This window comes from Campylobacter showae CC57C, assembly GCF_000344295.2.
Taxonomy (GTDB): Bacteria; Campylobacterota; Campylobacteria; order Campylobacterales; family Campylobacteraceae; genus Campylobacter_A; species Campylobacter_A showae_B.
The window spans coordinates 12,524-28,670 of sequence record NZ_AOTD01000067.1 but is presented as its reverse complement, the minus strand read 5'-3'; the positions used below and the strand labels follow the sequence as shown (position 1 = coordinate 28,670).

At 45.3% G+C, this 16,147-nt stretch carries 16 protein-coding genes and 1 pseudogene; 8 read left to right on the top strand and 9 right to left on the bottom strand.

Annotated elements, in window-relative coordinates; genetic code table 11:
- The 5 genes and pseudogenes from H740_RS12485 to H740_RS02830 all read right to left on the bottom strand — a co-directional run.
- A pseudogene (locus H740_RS12485) lies at positions 1–126 on the bottom strand (LysE family translocator); the annotation flags it as partial.
- A gap of 333 nt (positions 127–459) precedes the next feature.
- Complete coding sequence (locus H740_RS02845) at positions 460–957, bottom strand: YfbM family protein (protein WP_004322407.1); 498 nt, start codon at positions 955–957, stop codon at positions 460–462.
- Between the two features lie 437 nt (positions 958–1,394).
- Entirely contained in the window at positions 1,395–2,381 is a 987-nt protein-coding gene (locus tag H740_RS02840; RefSeq protein WP_004322404.1) for a type II asparaginase, read from the bottom strand.
- Positions 2,382–2,392: 11 nt separating this feature from the next.
- Positions 2,393–2,731, bottom strand: a complete 339-nt coding sequence (locus H740_RS02835) for a branched-chain amino acid transporter permease (protein ID WP_004322402.1) — start codon at positions 2,729–2,731, stop codon at positions 2,393–2,395.
- The gene (locus H740_RS02830; protein WP_002951075.1) at positions 2,728–3,390 is read right to left on the bottom strand and encodes an AzlC family ABC transporter permease; all 663 of its coding nucleotides are present in this window, start codon (positions 3,388–3,390) and stop codon (positions 2,728–2,730) included. The genes H740_RS02835 and H740_RS02830 overlap by 4 nt, the downstream gene beginning before the upstream one ends.
- Positions 3,391–3,585: 195 nt before the next feature.
- Between H740_RS02830 and H740_RS02825 the strand changes: the two genes are divergently transcribed.
- Complete coding sequence (locus H740_RS02825) at positions 3,586–4,587, top strand: SEL1-like repeat protein (RefSeq protein ID WP_002951074.1); 1,002 nt, start codon at positions 3,586–3,588, stop codon at positions 4,585–4,587.
- 135 nt (positions 4,588–4,722) lie between these two features.
- Here H740_RS02825 and flgG read toward each other — a convergent pair whose 3' ends face one another.
- Both flgG and H740_RS02815 read right to left on the bottom strand, forming a co-directional pair.
- A complete protein-coding gene (flgG, locus tag H740_RS02820; RefSeq protein ID WP_002951073.1) occupies positions 4,723–5,511 on the bottom strand; it encodes a flagellar basal-body rod protein FlgG in 789 nt (262 codons plus the stop codon).
- 611 nt (positions 5,512–6,122) lie between these two features.
- Positions 6,123–6,935, bottom strand: coding sequence for a flagellar hook-basal body protein (locus tag H740_RS02815; protein WP_002951072.1), 813 nt, complete (start codon positions 6,933–6,935; stop codon positions 6,123–6,125).
- 302 nt (positions 6,936–7,237) lie between these two features.
- Between H740_RS02815 and rpoD the strand changes: the two genes are divergently transcribed.
- The 7 genes from rpoD (at position 7,238) to H740_RS02775 (ending at position 15,197) form a co-directional block, all read left to right on the top strand.
- Positions 7,238–9,145 (top strand): RNA polymerase sigma factor RpoD, encoded by a 1,908-nt coding sequence (rpoD, locus tag H740_RS02810; protein WP_269430610.1) that lies wholly within the window; start codon positions 7,238–7,240, stop codon positions 9,143–9,145.
- A 149-nt stretch (positions 9,146–9,294) separates the two neighbouring features.
- Entirely contained in the window at positions 9,295–9,894 is a 600-nt protein-coding gene (locus H740_RS02805) for a hypothetical protein (RefSeq protein ID WP_002951070.1), read from the top strand.
- Between the two features lie 255 nt (positions 9,895–10,149).
- Positions 10,150–11,184, top strand: coding sequence for an ABC transporter substrate-binding protein (locus tag H740_RS02800; protein ID WP_002951068.1), 1,035 nt, complete (start codon positions 10,150–10,152; stop codon positions 11,182–11,184).
- A gap of 271 nt (positions 11,185–11,455) precedes the next feature.
- Positions 11,456–12,502 (top strand): ABC transporter substrate-binding protein, encoded by a 1,047-nt coding sequence (locus H740_RS02795; protein WP_002951066.1) that lies wholly within the window; start codon positions 11,456–11,458, stop codon positions 12,500–12,502.
- Positions 12,502–13,482 carry a FecCD family ABC transporter permease gene (locus tag H740_RS02790; protein ID WP_002951064.1) on the top strand — a complete coding sequence of 327 codons (981 nt, stop codon included), beginning with the start codon at positions 12,502–12,504 and terminating at the stop codon, positions 13,480–13,482. The genes H740_RS02795 and H740_RS02790 overlap by 1 nt, the downstream gene beginning before the upstream one ends.
- Positions 13,466–14,230: an ABC transporter ATP-binding protein gene (locus H740_RS02785; protein ID WP_002951062.1), complete on the top strand. Its 765-nt coding sequence runs from the start codon at positions 13,466–13,468 to the stop codon at positions 14,228–14,230. Before H740_RS02790 ends, H740_RS02785 begins: the two co-directional genes overlap by 17 nt.
- Positions 14,231–14,594: 364 nt before the next feature.
- Complete coding sequence (locus H740_RS02775; RefSeq protein WP_002951058.1) at positions 14,595–15,197, top strand: hypothetical protein; 603 nt, start codon at positions 14,595–14,597, stop codon at positions 15,195–15,197.
- Between the two features lie 23 nt (positions 15,198–15,220).
- On the opposite strand, the gene H740_RS02770 is transcribed toward H740_RS02775, so the two are convergent.
- Both H740_RS02770 and H740_RS12375 read right to left on the bottom strand, forming a co-directional pair.
- Positions 15,221–15,937 carry an ABC transporter ATP-binding protein gene (locus H740_RS02770; RefSeq protein WP_269430609.1) on the bottom strand — a complete coding sequence of 239 codons (717 nt, stop codon included), beginning with the start codon at positions 15,935–15,937 and terminating at the stop codon, positions 15,221–15,223.
- Between the two features lie 20 nt (positions 15,938–15,957).
- Positions 15,958–16,146 (bottom strand): ATP-binding cassette domain-containing protein, encoded by a 189-nt coding sequence (locus H740_RS12375; protein ID WP_002951054.1) that lies wholly within the window; start codon positions 16,144–16,146, stop codon positions 15,958–15,960.
- Position 16,147: the final 1 nt, after the last annotated feature.

The window sequence follows — 16,147 nt, the reverse complement described above, 5'->3', positions numbered from 1 at the left end:
CCCCGCCATCATCGGTAACGCACGCACGTAGCCCAGGCTCATGCCGATACTCATCGCGTAGGTCATGTTGATACCGGGCATCAGGCTGATAGGGAAAAACGTAACGGCAAAAAGTAGGTAGTTCATAAAGCACCTTAAATTTTGAAGAAATAGTAAATCAAATTTAATAAATTTAAGATAAAAACGGCGCGCGGGTGGCGGAAATTTAGTAAATTTTACTTCAGTCGTCGTTTTTGTTTTTGCATCGAGGCGGAAATTTGATTTGTTATGCGCGGGTGCGTAAATTTAGCGGACTTAGCCGCGGCATTTGTTTACATTTTTTAGAACGGCGGAGTGCAAATTTAGAAAACAGCCTCGTAAATTTATACTCCGCAAATTTAACTTTATAGATGCGGGTTTAAATTTATCCCAAAAGCAGCTCCGCCGTAGCCCAGCGCCTAACGGGATTTGCCGTAAAATTTACGCTATTACGATTAGCACACCAAGGCCTTTGTCGGCGGCATTTTGATAAAAGCTCAAAAGCCCGTTAAAATGCTCTTTTAGCTCGGCTTTGATATCCTCAAATTCGCTCTCGTACTCCCATATCTCAGGATACGTGCCAGCCGCGCCAAATTCTGCGAAATCTACGTTTGCCAAAAGCGCGCCAATGTCGGTGCTCTGCATCGCTTTGGCTACGGCTTTCACATCATCTGCGTCCACGTAAGATACCGCCTCGCTTCCCTCCTCGCCAGCCATGCCGCGCCCAAATATTGCCCAACTAAGCGGATTTGGCGTAGCGAAAATCTCGCCCGCGCTCATCGCTTCAAACATATTTTTGCCAGTTAGCGTTTTATGCATCGCGTCCCACATTTTATCCAGGTCGTATTCGCCCATCGTCTCGACATCGTCACTGCCGCCGTTTTTGATCGCCTCTATATCGTTTTGCGCATAGGCGTAGTAGTGCGCGCTCATTCCCATTTTCGCTCCTTAAATTAAAATAATCGATTATACCCAACGAAAGCTAAAATTTACGCTTGCAAATCGCGCTTTTAGCCAGGTTTCCGCCGTTTAGCCCGTTAAATTTAAACGCAAATTTAAGATAAATTCATCGCAGTAAAAGCCGCCAAAAAAGAAAATTTATGAAAGAGGCGGCGGACCGTAAATTTAGCAAATCCGCCGTAATAAAAAACAAAGCAAAAAAAGCTAGGTAGTATGAGCTTTGCTTTGCGAATAAGAGGGCGAATTGTCCGCTTTGAACAAATTTGCCTCGATATAAAAACAAGGCGGATATATCGTGAGATGATTTTAAATGTTGTGCATAATTTTTCGATTGAGACTAGCCGTGTAGGCTACAGGTTGAGAAAAATTAAAGCTCATTTAAAAGCGCTCACGAGATATCCGCTCAAACTCAAATTTTAGTGAGTTAAAAATAGCTCCTGGATCTTTGCCTTATCCGTAGTTTGCGTAAGCGCAAGCATCAAAAGCACTCTGGCTTTTTGCGCATTTAGGTTGTCGCTAGCTAAAAAGCCGTATTTACCGTCGTCCACCTCGCCGTTTAGCGTGGTCTCGCCGCTACCTACGCGGGAGCCTCGCACGACTACTACTCCGGCTTTAACCGCTTCGCCTAGAGCCTCAAGCGCGCTTGGAAATGGATTTCCGTTACCCATGCCGGCATTTATGATACCTTTGGCTCCGTTTTTCACGGCTAAATTTACAAAGTCCGGGTTGTCGTTTGAGTGGCTGTAGATGATATCGACTCTTGGCAGCTCTTTGATCTTCGTGATGTCAAATGCCGAATTTACGGTATGTTTGCGTGTAGGATTCATGTAAAATTTGACGTTGCCGTAAAACACGGTGCCGATCTTGCCGCTGTTTGGAGATTTAAAGGTATCGACAGCGGTAGTGTTGGTTTTAGTCACCTCTCTAGCAGCGTGGATCTCGTCGTTCATCACGACCATTACGCCCTTGCCTGCGGCTTCTTTATTCATAGCTACGTTTACGGCATTAAAGATATTTAGCGGACCGTCCGCGCTTAGCGAGCCGCTGTTTCTCATCGCACCCGTAAACACGATCGGTTTATCGCTTTTTACGACTAAATTTAAAAAATACGCCGTCTCCTCCATCGTGTCGGTTCCGTGCGTGATGACGACGCCGTCGGCCTCGTCGCTAGTTAGCAGCTCGTTTACTCTGTTTGCCAGCTTAAACCAAACCTCGTTATTCATCTCCTGCGAGCCGATGTTTGAAATTTGCTCGCCTTTGATGGTCGCTATTTTGTCGATTTCGGGCACCGCAGCGATCAGTTTATCCACCGTAACGGTTCCTGAGGTATAGCTCGCATCAAGCGATCCGGGGCCGCTTCCTGCTACCGTGCCGCCCACTGCTAGTATAGTAACTCTTTTCATAAAACCTCCGTTTAAGCCGTAAGCCTGATTAGCGCCATATAAATACCCGTCGAAGCCGCGATACTAAGCAAAGTATTTTTAAATTTCAGATGAATCAAAACCGCGGTAAAAACAGCTAGCGCTTCGTTTAGTCCGTACGGATAGACGTCAAATTTGACGCCCTTTAGCCCGTAACACACCAAGATAACCATTATCATCATACCCATGTGTCGCTCCACGGCCGTTAGCCACGGACGAGGCTTATAGTTTTTGATGACGTAAAACGGCGCGGCGCGCGTCAAAAAGGTCGCAAACGCACTTAACAAAACGGCGGCAAATATCACCCACTCGCTAGAACTCACGCTTATCAAAGCTTATCCTTAAAAACTAAAATAAAAATAAAGCAAAGAGCCATCGAACCTACCAGCATCGCTTTAGCAGGCATGAGCGCTACGCCGGCGACTCCAAACAAGCACGCCGCGCCCAGCACTTTATAATTTTTATCGTTTTTAAACATCTCCATCACGATCACGATAAAAAGCGCGGTTAGGCTAAACTCAAGCCCGCTCATATCAACCCTGATAAGCCCGCTGGCTAAACATCCGACCGCCGTTCCCGCCGCCCAGTAGAGCCACGAGAGCAAATTTAAACGCGTAAAAACATAGCTACGCTCTGCCGCGTCCGTGATTTTGAGCGCCTTAAATATCGCAAAAGTTTCGTCCGTGAGAGTCGCGATATTAAAAAGGCGAAATTTGAGATCTTTGTACTCTTTTAAAAGCGCGAGTCCATAAAAAGTATGGCGTAAATTTACCAGATACGAGACGATAAAAACCTCCAAAAGCCCCGTGCCAGCGCTAAAAAGCGAGAGCATCATAAACTGCGCTGCGCCGCCGTAGGCTAGCGTGCTAAGAGCGATGGCGATAAATGCGCTAACGCCCATGCTTTTAGCCAGTATCCCAAAGGCGACACCGAGGGGAAAATAGCCCATAAAAATGGGAATGCTGAGCTTAAAAACATAACTAAAATGCAAATTTTTTCCTTAATAAAAGCGCGATGATAGCTAAAATTTTAAAAAATTTGGATAAAGGTGGCGATTTGAGCAAATTTGAGCCAACGACGCGGTGGCAAATTTAGCCCGCTCAAATTTAGCGTTTAGTATAAAATTATCCAGATTTTAATAATAAATCTTATAAAATAGCATTAATTTTTTTATAGGAGTAAAATTATGAAAAAAGTAGTCATAGCGGTAGCGTGCGCGGCGGTTTTGTTTGGAGCGGGCGATGACGCAAAAAGGCTGCAAGACGCTTGCGACAGCGGAGATACAAGAAGCTGCTACAATCTCGGCGTTTCGTACGCAAACGGACAAGACGGCGTGGAGCAAGACTATAAAAAAGCTAGCGAGCTGTTTTTGAAAGCTTGCGAGGCCGGAGACGCAAAAGGCTGCTATAATCTAGGAATTTTATATAGTAACGGCCAAGGCATAAAACAAGACCTTAAAAAGGCCGTCGAGCTATTTTCCAAGGCTTGCGAAGCTGGCGATATCAAAGGTTGCTACAATCTAGGCTTTTCGTACGCAAGCGGTGAAGGCATAAAACAAGACTACAAAAAAGCTAGCGAGCTATACTCTAAAGCTTGCGACGCAGGAGAAGCTCTAGGCTGCGGCAATCTCGGGCTTTTATACGAAAAAGGTCAAGGCGTGAAACAAGACTTTAAAAAGGCCACCGAGCTACACTCTAAAGCGTGCGATATGGGCTATGAGGGAGGCTGCTACAATCTCGGGGTTTTATACCTAGAGGGACAAGGCGTAAAAAAAGACTACAAAAAAGCCAATGAACTGTTTTCTAAGGCTTGCGATATGAACGACGCGGAGAGCTGCTACAACCTCGGGGTTTCATATCATGACGGTCAAGGCGTAAAGCAAGACTACAAAAAAGCTAACGAGTTGTTTTCCAAAGCTTGCGAGGCAAACTACGTAAAAGCCTGCTACAATCTCGGGGGTTCGTACTACAACGGTCAAGGCGTAAAACAGGACCTCAATAAAGCAAGCGAGCTATACGCTAAAGCTTGCGATATGGGTTATGCAAACGGCTGCTACAATCTCGGGGTTTTATACGCGGAAGGTCAAGGCGTAAACAAAGATAAACAAGCGGCTAAGAAGTATTTCGGTAAGGCTTGCGATATGGGCCTAAAACAAGGTTGCGATAATCACAAAATCCTAAGCAAATAAAGAGCCGTTACAAAACGGCTAAAATTTAACTCAAATTCGGCCGTTTTGTTTAATTAAATTTAAAAAGCCACCCACTCCGTCAAATTTGCAAAGCAAATCTCGGACTAGGCGGCGTCAAATTTAGCCTACTTTAGGCTATCTCTTTAGGCTATTTACGATCGAGAGCATATCGTCGCTCGTCGTGATCGCCTTTGAGTTTGCTTCGTACGCGCGCTGACCCGTGATGAGGTCGGTCATCTCTTCAACCAACTGGACGTTACTCATCTCGACAAACCCCTGCCTGATCGTACCCAGACCGTCAAGACCCGCCGTACCGACTACGACCTCGCCGCTAGAACCGGTCGGCAGATAAAGGTTATCGCCCATAGAGTGCAGGCCTGCCGGGTTTATGAAGTTTGCTAGCTCGATGCGGCCTACCTGCGTCATCTCGGTATTGCCCGGCTGTAGCACGGAGACTGTGCCGTCGGTACCGACTGAAACCTGCGTGGCGTCGGCAGGGATAGTCATCTGCGGCTGAAGCACGTATCCGTCGGAGTTTACGATCGTGCCCTCGCTATCTAGCTTAAAGGCGCCGTTTCTAGTATACGCCGTCGTACCGTCTGGAAGCTGCACCTGGAAAAAGCCGTTACCCGCGATAACCATATCGAGGTTGTTACTCGTTTCTTTAAAATACCCTTGCGAAAAAATCTTCGTTATCGCCGTCGGACGCGCGCCTAGACCCACCTCGATACCCGTCGGGCTTTTCGTCGTTTCGCTGATCGCCGTGCCAGCGTACTCCATGACCTGATACATCAGATCGGCAAACTCGGCGCGGTTTTTCTTGTAGCCGATAGTGTTTACGTTTGCGATGTTGTGCGACGTAACGTCGATCTGGGTTTGCTGGGCGATCATGCCGGTGGCGGCGGAGTAGATGGACCTCATCATTTTCGTGTTTTCCTTTCTTAGCGCGTTGTATCTTGAGCGTATACTTCGTTGGTTTTTCCTCGGCTTCGGTTACGTATCATATATACGCGCCCTCGCCTCGCAAAAAACCGCCTAGTCTCCATCTCGAGCTACTGCCGCTTATCTTTATGTATCCAATAAGCAGCTCATCGCTTTTTACCGTTGCAAAATATATTCCAAATTTGCAGTCTTAAATTTTAGGCTTTTGCGTAAAACCGTTGCCGACTGTTTTTATGTCGGGCGAACGTCTAAAATTTACAAATTCAGCGCGATTTCTCGCATTTCTTAACTGCTTAGCAAAAGGTGTTCCAAATTTACAAATTTGGGAAAATTTGAAAATATTTTGGCGGAAGTATTTTTAAATAAAATTTTGAGAGAAGATTAGAGTTGAAGTACATGTGATCGTAAGCAAAAAAATCAAATTTACATAGCCATAATAAGCAAAGTATTTTTTGACGATTTTTAATGCCCTACTTCGCTTAGCTCGTAGCTGCAACGCAGAAGTTGCAGTTTTTGCGACCAAGGCTAACCACGAAGGTTGCCGAAGAAGCAAAAACCAAACTCATTAAAAAGCACTAAAAAGGCGCAGCTTATTAGACTTTCGTATTAGCAAGCTTGCTTATGGCTTCTTGATTTAGATCGTCCATATGCGACGTCATAACCTTTTGATACATCTCGACAAAACGTTGCGTCTCGATCAGTCCGACCATCTCAGTTACGGCGTTTACATTAGATATTTGAGTGTATTTCCACGCGACCGCGTCTATCTCGCCGCCCACGTCTTCAAGCTCCTTTAAATTCGGCAAAACATAGAGATTGTCGCCCTCTTTTGTTAGATTTCGTATCTCTTTTGGCTGCGCAATATAAAGCCTAGCTAGTGGTTCCTCGTTTGAGTAGAGATTGCCGTTTTTATCGGCGGAAAAGCGCTCTCCCTGCGGGATTTGGATGCCTTGAAAATTATTCGTAAAATAATCGCTCGGCAGCACCTTATAGCCCTCTTTTGTTACCAAAAATCCGTCCTCGTCGAGATTAAACGAGCCGTTTTTGGTTAGGCGTACGTCGCCCGGTTTCACCTCGACTAGGAAAAATAGATCCTCGCGCTTCATCGCAAAGTCAAGGTCGTTGTTTGAAAATTTAAGCCCGCCCTGACTAAAATCCACATATTGTTCCGAAATTTGCGGCACTCTATCGATAGTTCTGTTTAGAAATTTCGCCGCATCTTTGGTGTGATTTTCTATCGGTAGTTCGTTGCGGTACTCTTTAAAAATCCTCTCAAAGTCCCCGACTACGACGTCGTCGCGTTTAAAGCCGATAGTATTTATGTTAGCAAGGTTGTTTGCGATGACGTCTAGGCGGTTAAACTGCGTCACCATGGCACCAGTTGCTTGGTAGTAGCCGTTGTTCATTTACTCTTCCTTATTAGTCTGTTTGTTTTGCAAACGTCTTTGGATAGGCTTGCTAAATTTAGCTCAGTAAGTCACGCGCCTAGCTTACGCAAAATTTTGGCTTCACGACATTCAAATCCACCTCGCGATACTTCGCCTCACTGTTTTATTTTTACAAATTTAACGAGATTTATCGCATTTTTCTGACTAGATTAGCAACTTCCGTTCCAACTTAAATTTAATAAATTTTTCAGCAAATTTAGCCTACATAAAAACACCCGAATAATCGTATTTTTATTAATGTTTAAAGAAGTTTGGGTATAATCCTCGTTTTCTACAAAAAGAAGGAATCCCAAATGAGTACCGCAAAAAAAGAGGCATTGTCGCTAATAGAAGAGCTTTTCAAAGAAAATGCCAAAGGCTATATCACTTACGAAAAACTAGTCAAATTTTTAGACAAAGCACCGACCGCAGCAGTAGCAAAAAAGATAGAGGCGCTTGCTAAAGCAAACAAAATCCAGCTCATCACCTCGGCCGAAATCGCCAAAATGCGCAATATAGAAGACGCTAAAAAGCGCCGAGAGGAGCTAGCAAAACTAGCCGACGATAGTCTAGAGGAAGAATTTGACCTCGCCAGCGAAACCGATCTGCTCGAGTGGTCGCGCTCGGATAGCCCAGTGCGTATGTATCTGCGCGAAATGGGCCAAATCGCGCTACTAACCAAAGAAGAAGAAGTAGAAATCAGTAAAAAAATCGAGCTTGGCGAAGACATCATCATCGACGCATTTTGCTCGGTACCATACCTTATCGACTTTATCCTTGACTACAAAGAACCGCTCATCAACCGCGAACGCCGCGTAAAAGAGCTTTTTAGAAGCTTTGACGACGATGGTGAGGAAGAAGGCGAAGAGGTAGAAGAAGAGGAAGAAATCGAAGAGGAAGGCGAAGAAGGCGAAGAAAAAGAAGCCAAGCCTAAAAAGAATAGCAGAAAAGACGATAAGCGTACCGAAAAAGTAATCGAAAGCTTTAAAGCGCTCGAAAAAGCCAAAAAAGAGTGGTTAAAGACGGCAAATAAACAAAACGATGTCGAAACGGGAGATGAGTTTTTGGCAAAAATTACTCTTGCGTTTAAAAAGAAAATCCTAAAAGACAAGCTGATGGACCTAGGGCCTACCAGCAAGCTCATAACCGAGATCGTAAAGTCGATGGAAACGGCGCTAAAGAGCGATGACGACTTCGACAAAGAGCTAAAAAGGCTTGAGTATAAGCTACCGATGTTTAGCGATGAATTAAAGAAAAATCACAAATCCATCTTAAAAGATATCATCAAACTAAGCAAAGACGACATAATCGCTAGAGTGCCAGAGGCTACGATGGTCTCGACCTACGTGGAGATCAAAAAACTATTTGCGACCAAGGAAGCGAGCAAGAGCGGATTTAACCTCGATCCAATACTTTTAAAAGAAATCTTAGAGCAAATCAAACGCGGTAAAAAGATATCTGACGAAGCAAAAGCTAGGATGGCAAAGTCAAATTTACGTTTAGTCGTGAGCATAGCCAAGCGCTACACAAACCGCGGTTTGCCGTTTTTAGACCTGATCCAAGAGGGCAACATCGGACTAATGAAAGCGGTCGATAAATTTGAGTATAAAAAAGGGTATAAATTTTCGACCTATGCGACGTGGTGGATACGCCAAGCTATCAGCCGTGCTATCGCCGATCAGGCCCGCACGATACGCATACCTATCCATATGATAGAAACGATAAACCGCATCAACAAAATCAACCGAAAATACCTCCAAGAAGAGGGCAAAGAGCCTGATGTGAGTGTCATCGCACAAGAAGTTGGACTAAGCGTAGACAAGGTAAAACAAGTCATCAAGATTACAAAAGAGCCTATAAGCCTAGAAGCCCCTATCGGCAACGAAGAGGACGGTAAATTTGGAGATTTCGTCGAGGATAGAAGCTCTCTAAGCCCGATGGATCATATCCTAAAAAACGACCTAAAAGAGCAGATAGACGAAGTCCTAGACCAGCTAAACGAGCGCGAAAAAGCCGTCATCAGGATGAGATTTGGCCTTTTAGATGACGAGAGCGACCGCACGCTAGAAGAGATAGGCAAGGAGCTAAACGTAACCCGCGAGCGCGTCCGCCAGATCGAAAGCTCTGCGATCAAAAAACTAAAACACCCAAAAGTTGGTAGAAAACTCAAAAACTACATAGAGGGCTAAATTTAGCCCTCCTATTTTATAGCCGATCGACAAATAAAAACAACTACCAAATTTAAAGAAAATCCAAAGGCGCAAAGATAGATCAGCAACCCCTGGCCGAGATAAAATTCCACGGCATAGCTTCTAATATTTTACTAATCGGCGGCTGTATGTCTATTTGGGTTTTGTGCGAATTTTGCAGCCGTGTCTCGCTGGTTGGATTTTTGACCGCTGTGTTTTTCGTTTGCCTTATATTTCTCGCATCGATGATCTTTAGGCTTCTTGCCGCTAGACAAATTTCCAAACTCTCCGCAAGCAAACTTTTTACCAAAACTTCCTCCGCACTAGTCACGGCGGCGCTACTAGCGATTTTATGGTTATCTATGGCATTGTATTCGGTAAGTCAAGTCGGTTTTAGCGCAGTAGAGTATGCCGGAGCGCAGATCGGAGGCTCTTTTGTTGACAATGCTTATTCTGTAATCGGAGCGGTCGCAAATAATTTTTTAAATATACAAGGCTCGGCCCTTACGATATTTCTTACTATAGACTCTATTCTAACTATCTACTTTTGGCTTATGCTTGGCGCGTCGTATTACCTGCTCGGCAAAGATACGCAGAACAGTGCTTTCTACATCTACTCAGGCTTAGCCTTTATGTGCACAGCGCTTCAGTTTATCGATATTTCGCCGCTTAACGGTTCAGTAACTCCAATATGCACTACTTACGATAGCGCTTTTGATCCCGCTTTGCGAACTAGCAGCTTGGGCTAGGATCAAAAATATCGCTCTAGCACAGCCTTAAAATTTATAAATTCCAAATTTTATTACAGCCACCCTGCATGCCGTTTTACTAAATTTTACCAGAAACCACACCAACGCCCCCTCAAATTTACCCTCAAAAACAAAACCTGCAAATTTATAATAAATTCATCACCGTTTTTGTAATATACTTCTATTTATTTATAAGCCAAAAATGCTTATTTCAAGCCTATAAATAAATATAATTTAAAAACTTAATGAAAAAACATGAGCAAATTTCACTCTTTCGCGCTAGCTCTTGCGCTGTTCGCGAGTTCGCTTTTTGCAGACCGCGTCGTAACCGATCAGCTAGGTCGCAACGTCACGCTACCCGATGAGGTTAAGCGCATAGTCGTGCTTCAGCACCAAAGTCTAAACGCGCTAAATGAGCTAAACGCGCTAGATAAGGTAGTCGGCGTGCAGGAATCGTGGGAAAAGTCGCTCGGCAAAAACTACATCCGCCTAGCGCCAAGCCTAAAAGATATGCCGACGCCTGGCGATCTAAAGGTCATCAACTACGAGGCGGTGCTTAAGCTAAAGCCCGACGTCGTGATCGTCACGAACTACATCCCGCAAGAATACATCGACAAAATGACGGAGCTCAAAATCCCCGTGATCGCCGTTAGCTTTCAGCGCAGCGACGCCGCCGATAAGCGCAAGCTAAATCCGACCTTTAAGGACGACGAGGCGGCCTACACCGAGGGCTTTTACGACGGGATCGAGCTTCTTGGCAAAGTCGCAAACCGCGAAAAAGAGGCCGCCGAGCTCATAAGTTTCGTCAAAACCTCGCAAGAGCAGCTAAAGGCTAAATTTAGCAACTTCATTGTGGATAAAAGGCCTAAAATTTACATGGCAAATCCCGATCTCACGACCTACGGCAGCGGCAAATACACGGGCATAATGTTTATGCGTGCCGGCGCGCAAAACGTCGCGGCGGAGAGTATCAAGGGCTACAAGCAGGTGTCCGCCGAGCAAGTTTTAGCATGGGCGCCGCAGATGATCTTCGTGCAGGATCGCTACCCGCAGGTGCCCGCCGAGCTCAAATCTAACCCGCAGCTTGCAAATTTAAGCGCGGTCAAAGAGGATAAAATTTACATGATGCCCGAATACGCCAAAGCGTGGGGCTATCCGACTGCCGAAGCCATGGCGCTTGGCGAGTGGTGGCTAGCGATGAAGCTCTATCCAACGCACTTTGACGAGGCGGAGTTTGACAAAAAAGTAGAGGAATTTTATCAAAAATTCTACCGCATGAGCTATAAATGAAATTTTCCGCCCTGCTGCTGCTCTGGGTGCTGCTATTTGCGGTTTCGCTTGGCATCGGGCAGTATCCCGTGAGCCTAGAGGAGACGGGTAAAAATTTTTACTAGCAAAATTCTGCGTAAAATCACAAAATTCTGCCCTACGAAAGCATCTGAAATCCCCGCGCGCGCGACAAAATGAAATTTATATAAAAATTTATCTGGATTTTATGCCGATCGGCTATAATTCCACTATTCTAACCCCGCATATTTTGCGGAATTTTCAAGGAGAAAAAATGCTTAAACTTCACTCAATCCTTCTTGGTACAGTGCTTTGCGCTAGCCTGGCTTTTGCAGATCGCACGATTACCGATCAGCTCGGTCGCAAGGTCACGATCCCGGATCAAGTAAATCGTATCGTCGTGCTACACCACGAAGCGCTCAATGTCTTAAACGAAATCAACGCCCAAGATAAGGTCGTAGGCATCCTAAAAAGCTGGGAGCAGCGCCTAGGCAAAGAGTATAATCGTTTGGCACCGAGTTTTAAAAACCTACCTAATCCAGGCGATATCAAAGATGTCAATTACGAAGCTCTGCTTAGTCTAAAGCCCGATGCGGTCGTAGTGGTAAACTACTTCCCTAAAGAATATATCGCTAAAATGGAGGAGTTGAAAATTCCAGTCGTAGGCATTTCGTTTTTTAACTCTGCACAAGAGGAAAAAGCTAAGCTAAATCCGACCTTTAAAGATGAGCGCGATAGCTTCGCTGCTTACGATGAGGGCTTTTACGAGGGGGTTAAAATTCTAGGCGAACTAAGCAATCACGAAAAGGATGCCGCTGAACTAATAGATTTCGTTAAAAAATCACAAGCTGATTTAAATGCCAAATTTAGCAATTTTATCGTAGATAAAAGACCTAGAGTTTATATGGCAAATCCCGATCTTACGACCTACGGTAGCGGCAAATATACTGGCGTAATGTTAGCAAGAGTGGGTGCGACGAACGTCGCCGCTGCAGATATAAAGGGCTACAAGCAGGTTTCGCCGGAGCAAATTTTAGCATGGAATCCGCAGATTATCTTAGTGCAAAACCGCTATCCTCAAGTACCTGCCGAACTTAAAGCAAACCCTGCGCTAAAAGGTCTTAGCGCCGTGAAAGAGGATAGAATTTATCTAATGCCCGAATTCGTTAAAGCATGGGGTCATCCGACTGCCGAAGCAATGGCGCTTGGTGAGGAATGGCTTGCGATGAAACTTTATCCGCAAAATTTTAAGGACGCAAACTTTGATAAAAAAGTAGAGGAATTCTACGAGAAATTTTACCGCGTCAAATATCAAAAATAATGCTAAACGTAATCCTGCTTCTTTTTTGGGTAGTGCTGGCGCTAATCTCGCTCGCTAGCGGGCAGTTTCATATACCGTTAGAAGAAATTTTTAAAATTCTCTTTAGCGGAGGCGGCGATGAAGCCGCCAAAAGTGTGATGCTGGATGTTAGAATTCCGCGCATTCTACTCTCCAGCCTTTGCGGTGGAGCGCTTGCTATCGCGGGTTTGAGCCTGCAGGCGGTATTTAAAAACCCGCTCGTTGGCCCGCACATCGTAGGCGTTAGCACCGCAGCGGCATTCGGCGGCGCGCTTTGTATCTTGCTAGGATTGAGCGGCTTATGGCTTGCGGGGTTTGCATTTTGCTTCGGGCTTGCAGCACTATTTTTGCTCTATCTTTTGGCAAAATTCGTAGCACGCGCCGATATTTTCTCGCTCATTTTAGCAGGTATAGTCATTAACGGCGTATTTGCTGCACTTACGAGCTTAGTGCAGTATCTAGCAGACGATGAGGAAGTGCTGCCTAATATCGTTTTTTGGCTACTAGGAAGCTTCGTAAGCGCAGGATATGATAAAGTAATTTTGATGTGCGCGATCGCCCTGCCCGCTTCTGCAGTATTAATCGCGCTGAGATGGCGGTTTAATCTACTCAGCCTAAATGATGATGATTTGCGCGTGCTAGGCGTGGATGTTAAGTTTCTGCGCTGCACGATCCTAGCGCTTTGCACTGCTCTGATCGCTGTACAAGTTAGCGTCAGCGGAAATATCGGCTGGGTAGGTCTTGTAGTGCCGCACGCCACCAGGCTCATCGCGGGCAGCGACCACGTGAAGCTAATGCCTGCCTGCTTCATTGCAGGAGCGATCTTTATGCTGGCAATCGACGATCTATCTCGCTCGCTAAGTAGCGCCGAAATTCCTTTAGGAATTCTATCCGCTCTCATCGGAAGTCCGATCTTTGCCCTACTTCTAAAAAGGAGTGCCAAAAATGCAAAATCTAATTGAGGTAAAAAACGCTGGCTTTTACTACGAGGCGGAAAAATTCTGCTTTCGCAACTTAAGCTTCGAGCTTGCCAGCTCTCAAACATTAGCGATTTTGGGCTTAAACGGGCAAGGCAAAAGTACGCTAATGTCGTGTATGATGGGGATTTTGCAGCCTAAAGAAGGCGAGATCGTGCGCAAGGCAAAATTTGCTTTCTTGCCTCAAAGCTTTAACGTAGCGTTTGATTACAGCGTGCTTGACATCGTACTGATGGGGCGGGTACGCGAGATCTCGCTCTTTTCAAAACCGGGCAAAAAGGATATTCAAATCTGCCTTGACGCTCTGGATACGCTAGGCGTCGCCCATCTGCAAAAGCGCAGCTTTAACGCCCTTAGCGGCGGGCAGAAGCAGCTCGTGCTCTTTGCTAGAGCCCTAGCTAGCGGCAGCGACGTGCTGTTTTTGGATGAGCCTGCCAGCGCGCTTGATATCAAAAACCAAGACCGCGTGCTAAGCCTCATCGCAAATCTGCGCTCAAATAGCGATGCGAGCATAGTTTTTACCACTCACCAGCCTAACCACGCCCTTGCAGTCGCCGATCACACACTGATCTTGCGAAATGATCTTAGCTACAACTACGGCGCAAGCAACGAAATTTTAACTGAAGCCGCGCTTAGCTCGCTCTACAGCGTACAGATCAAAACGGCGGAATTTGACGTTGCGGGCGAGCAAATCCCCAGCATCACGCAAATTTTCAGCGCACAGGTGAAGTAGTTTTTGTCGGCAAAATTTGAACTGTGTAAAATTTTATGTATTTTAAAATTTGCGAGTTTGTAAATTTTGCCGATTTTAATTTTATATCGGTATTTACGCGGTTTGCGAGCTTTGCGACGTTTATTAAACTACACGTAAGCCGCCCAAATTTATCAGGCGTAAATTCTATTTTTACGCTCGCGGCCTTAAATCATCTTTCATTTTATACACTCAAATTTGACGCAAGCGATGCCTTTTATCAGCTTCTAGCTTTGCTTTTTTGCATTTTACATCTCGGTTATCTGCCTACTTACTTAGTGCAAATTTAATAAAAATTTTAAGCTTGTTTGTGTAAAATTTTTATTAAATTAATAAAAGGCAAAACGTGCAAGAAAACTTTATAAAGCGCATAAGTACGGCAAGAGCGCTAGGTATGACGTCGGGGATTTTGGTTATTTTAAATTTACTCTCGCAAGAGATGGTTTTACCTAAAAGCCTCTTTGATATCGCAACGAGCGCGCGCGTAGCGATGTTGTTTGTTTCCGTTATCTGTCTTTACGGCGCGGTATCAAAGGTAAACAAACTCGCAGGCGGAGGCGTGTTTAAGCTTTACCGCTTTTTTATCGCAGTCTGCAGCACGATGATTTTGCTAAGTTTTAGCACGAACTACGCACCAGCCAGCACGCACAAAGTGCTATTTTTCGTCATTTGCGCCACGGCGGTGCTTGCATTTTTGCTTTGGATAAAGATAAATTTAAAACTCGGCGCCGTCACGCAAAACGCCCTATTTTCAGGCTACGCGGTGCTTTGCGTGATCGGCACTTTTATCGCTGCGGCGCTAAAGCTTTTACTCACTAAAGCCCTGCGCGATCCATACCCTATCGAGCTTGCGGTGCTTGGTATCTACCTGGCGCTAGGGTTTATCTACGTGCTTGCTTGGTCAAGAGTCGATTACGTAGAAAACCGCAACCCAGAAAGCCAAATTTAAAATTTGATTCCTTTTCGTCAAATTTAAGCTAGGTCAAATTTAAATTTATCGCAAATCTGCAAATTTGAGCTAACTACAGCTTTAAATTTGACCCCGTAAAACTCCAAATTTAGCTCGTAAAATGCGCCTAAAAACTTTGCTTCCGTCACGTCTGCTTCGTATTTTTCGCCGCTTATGATTAGCTCCGGGCGAAACATAAAATTTCTTTGCTCCAGCCACAATCTAAATTCAGCCGGCAAATTTTGCGCTTCTCGCTCATCGATCAAATTCATATCGCCCAAAAAGCAGGCGATCTCGTAAGATGCGGGGCTAAAATACAGCTCCCTAGGCGCGCCGAAAGCCAAAACCTTGCCACCTTTTATCAGCGCGATTTTGTCGCTTAGCAAAAAGGCGTCCTCCTTGTCGTGCGTTACCATGACCGCGCTGATGCCGTTTGCCTTTATCATCTGTTTTAGCTCGCCTCTTAGCGCGCTTTTTAGGTTGCGATCGAGATTAGCGAAGGGTTCGTCGAGCAAAAGCAGCTTTTCGCGGTTAGCCACAGCTCTGGCAAATGCCGTTCTTTGCGCTTGACCGCCCGAAATTTGATCGGGAGTTTTGTCTTTTAGCTCAGCGATTTTAAATTTCTCCAGCAGCCGCGCGCTCCTTTGGGCTCGCTCGGCGCTAGGCAGTCGCCACAGCGCAAATTCCACGTTTTTGCAAACGCTTAAATGCGGAAAAAGCGCGTAGCTCTGAAACATCATCGCAGTACCGCAGCCATCTTTTACGGCGATTTCCCGCCGCTTGGTGTCTCAAGCCCTGCGATTATACGCAAAAGCGTGCTTTTACCGCAGCCGCTATCGCCCAGAACGCTTAAAATTTCGCCCTCGTTAAGGCTTAAATTTACATCCTTTAAAACCTCTAAATTTCCGAATTTCTTGTTTAAATTTACGATTTTTAAAATTTCAGCCATA

What these genes read in the sequence shown, in the direction of transcription:
- H740_RS02845 (WP_004322407.1), bottom strand. Translation starts at nt 957, where the DNA reads ATGGGAATGAGCGCGCACTACTACGCCTATGCGCAAAACGATATAGAG.
- H740_RS02840 (WP_004322404.1), bottom strand. Translation starts at nt 2,381, where the DNA reads ATGAAAAGAGTTACTATACTAGCAGTGGGCGGCACGGTAGCAGGAAGC.
- H740_RS02825 (WP_002951074.1), top strand. Translation starts at nt 3,586, where the DNA reads ATGAAAAAAGTAGTCATAGCGGTAGCGTGCGCGGCGGTTTTGTTTGGA.
- flgG (WP_002951073.1), bottom strand. Translation starts at nt 5,511, where the DNA reads ATGATGAGGTCCATCTACTCCGCCGCCACCGGCATGATCGCCCAGCAA.
- H740_RS02815 (WP_002951072.1), bottom strand. Translation starts at nt 6,935, where the DNA reads ATGAACAACGGCTACTACCAAGCAACTGGTGCCATGGTGACGCAGTTT.
- H740_RS02805 (WP_002951070.1), top strand. Translation starts at nt 9,295, where the DNA reads ATGTCTATTTGGGTTTTGTGCGAATTTTGCAGCCGTGTCTCGCTGGTT.
- H740_RS02800 (WP_002951068.1), top strand. Translation starts at nt 10,150, where the DNA reads ATGAGCAAATTTCACTCTTTCGCGCTAGCTCTTGCGCTGTTCGCGAGT.
- H740_RS02795 (WP_002951066.1), top strand. Translation starts at nt 11,456, where the DNA reads ATGCTTAAACTTCACTCAATCCTTCTTGGTACAGTGCTTTGCGCTAGC.
- H740_RS02790 (WP_002951064.1), top strand. Translation starts at nt 12,502, where the DNA reads ATGCTAAACGTAATCCTGCTTCTTTTTTGGGTAGTGCTGGCGCTAATC.
- H740_RS02785 (WP_002951062.1), top strand. Translation starts at nt 13,466, where the DNA reads ATGCAAAATCTAATTGAGGTAAAAAACGCTGGCTTTTACTACGAGGCG.
- H740_RS02770 (WP_269430609.1), bottom strand. Translation starts at nt 15,937, where the DNA reads ATGATGTTTCAGAGCTACGCGCTTTTTCCGCATTTAAGCGTTTGCAAA.
- H740_RS12375 (WP_002951054.1), bottom strand. Translation starts at nt 16,146, where the DNA reads ATGGCTGAAATTTTAAAAATCGTAAATTTAAACAAGAAATTCGGAAAT.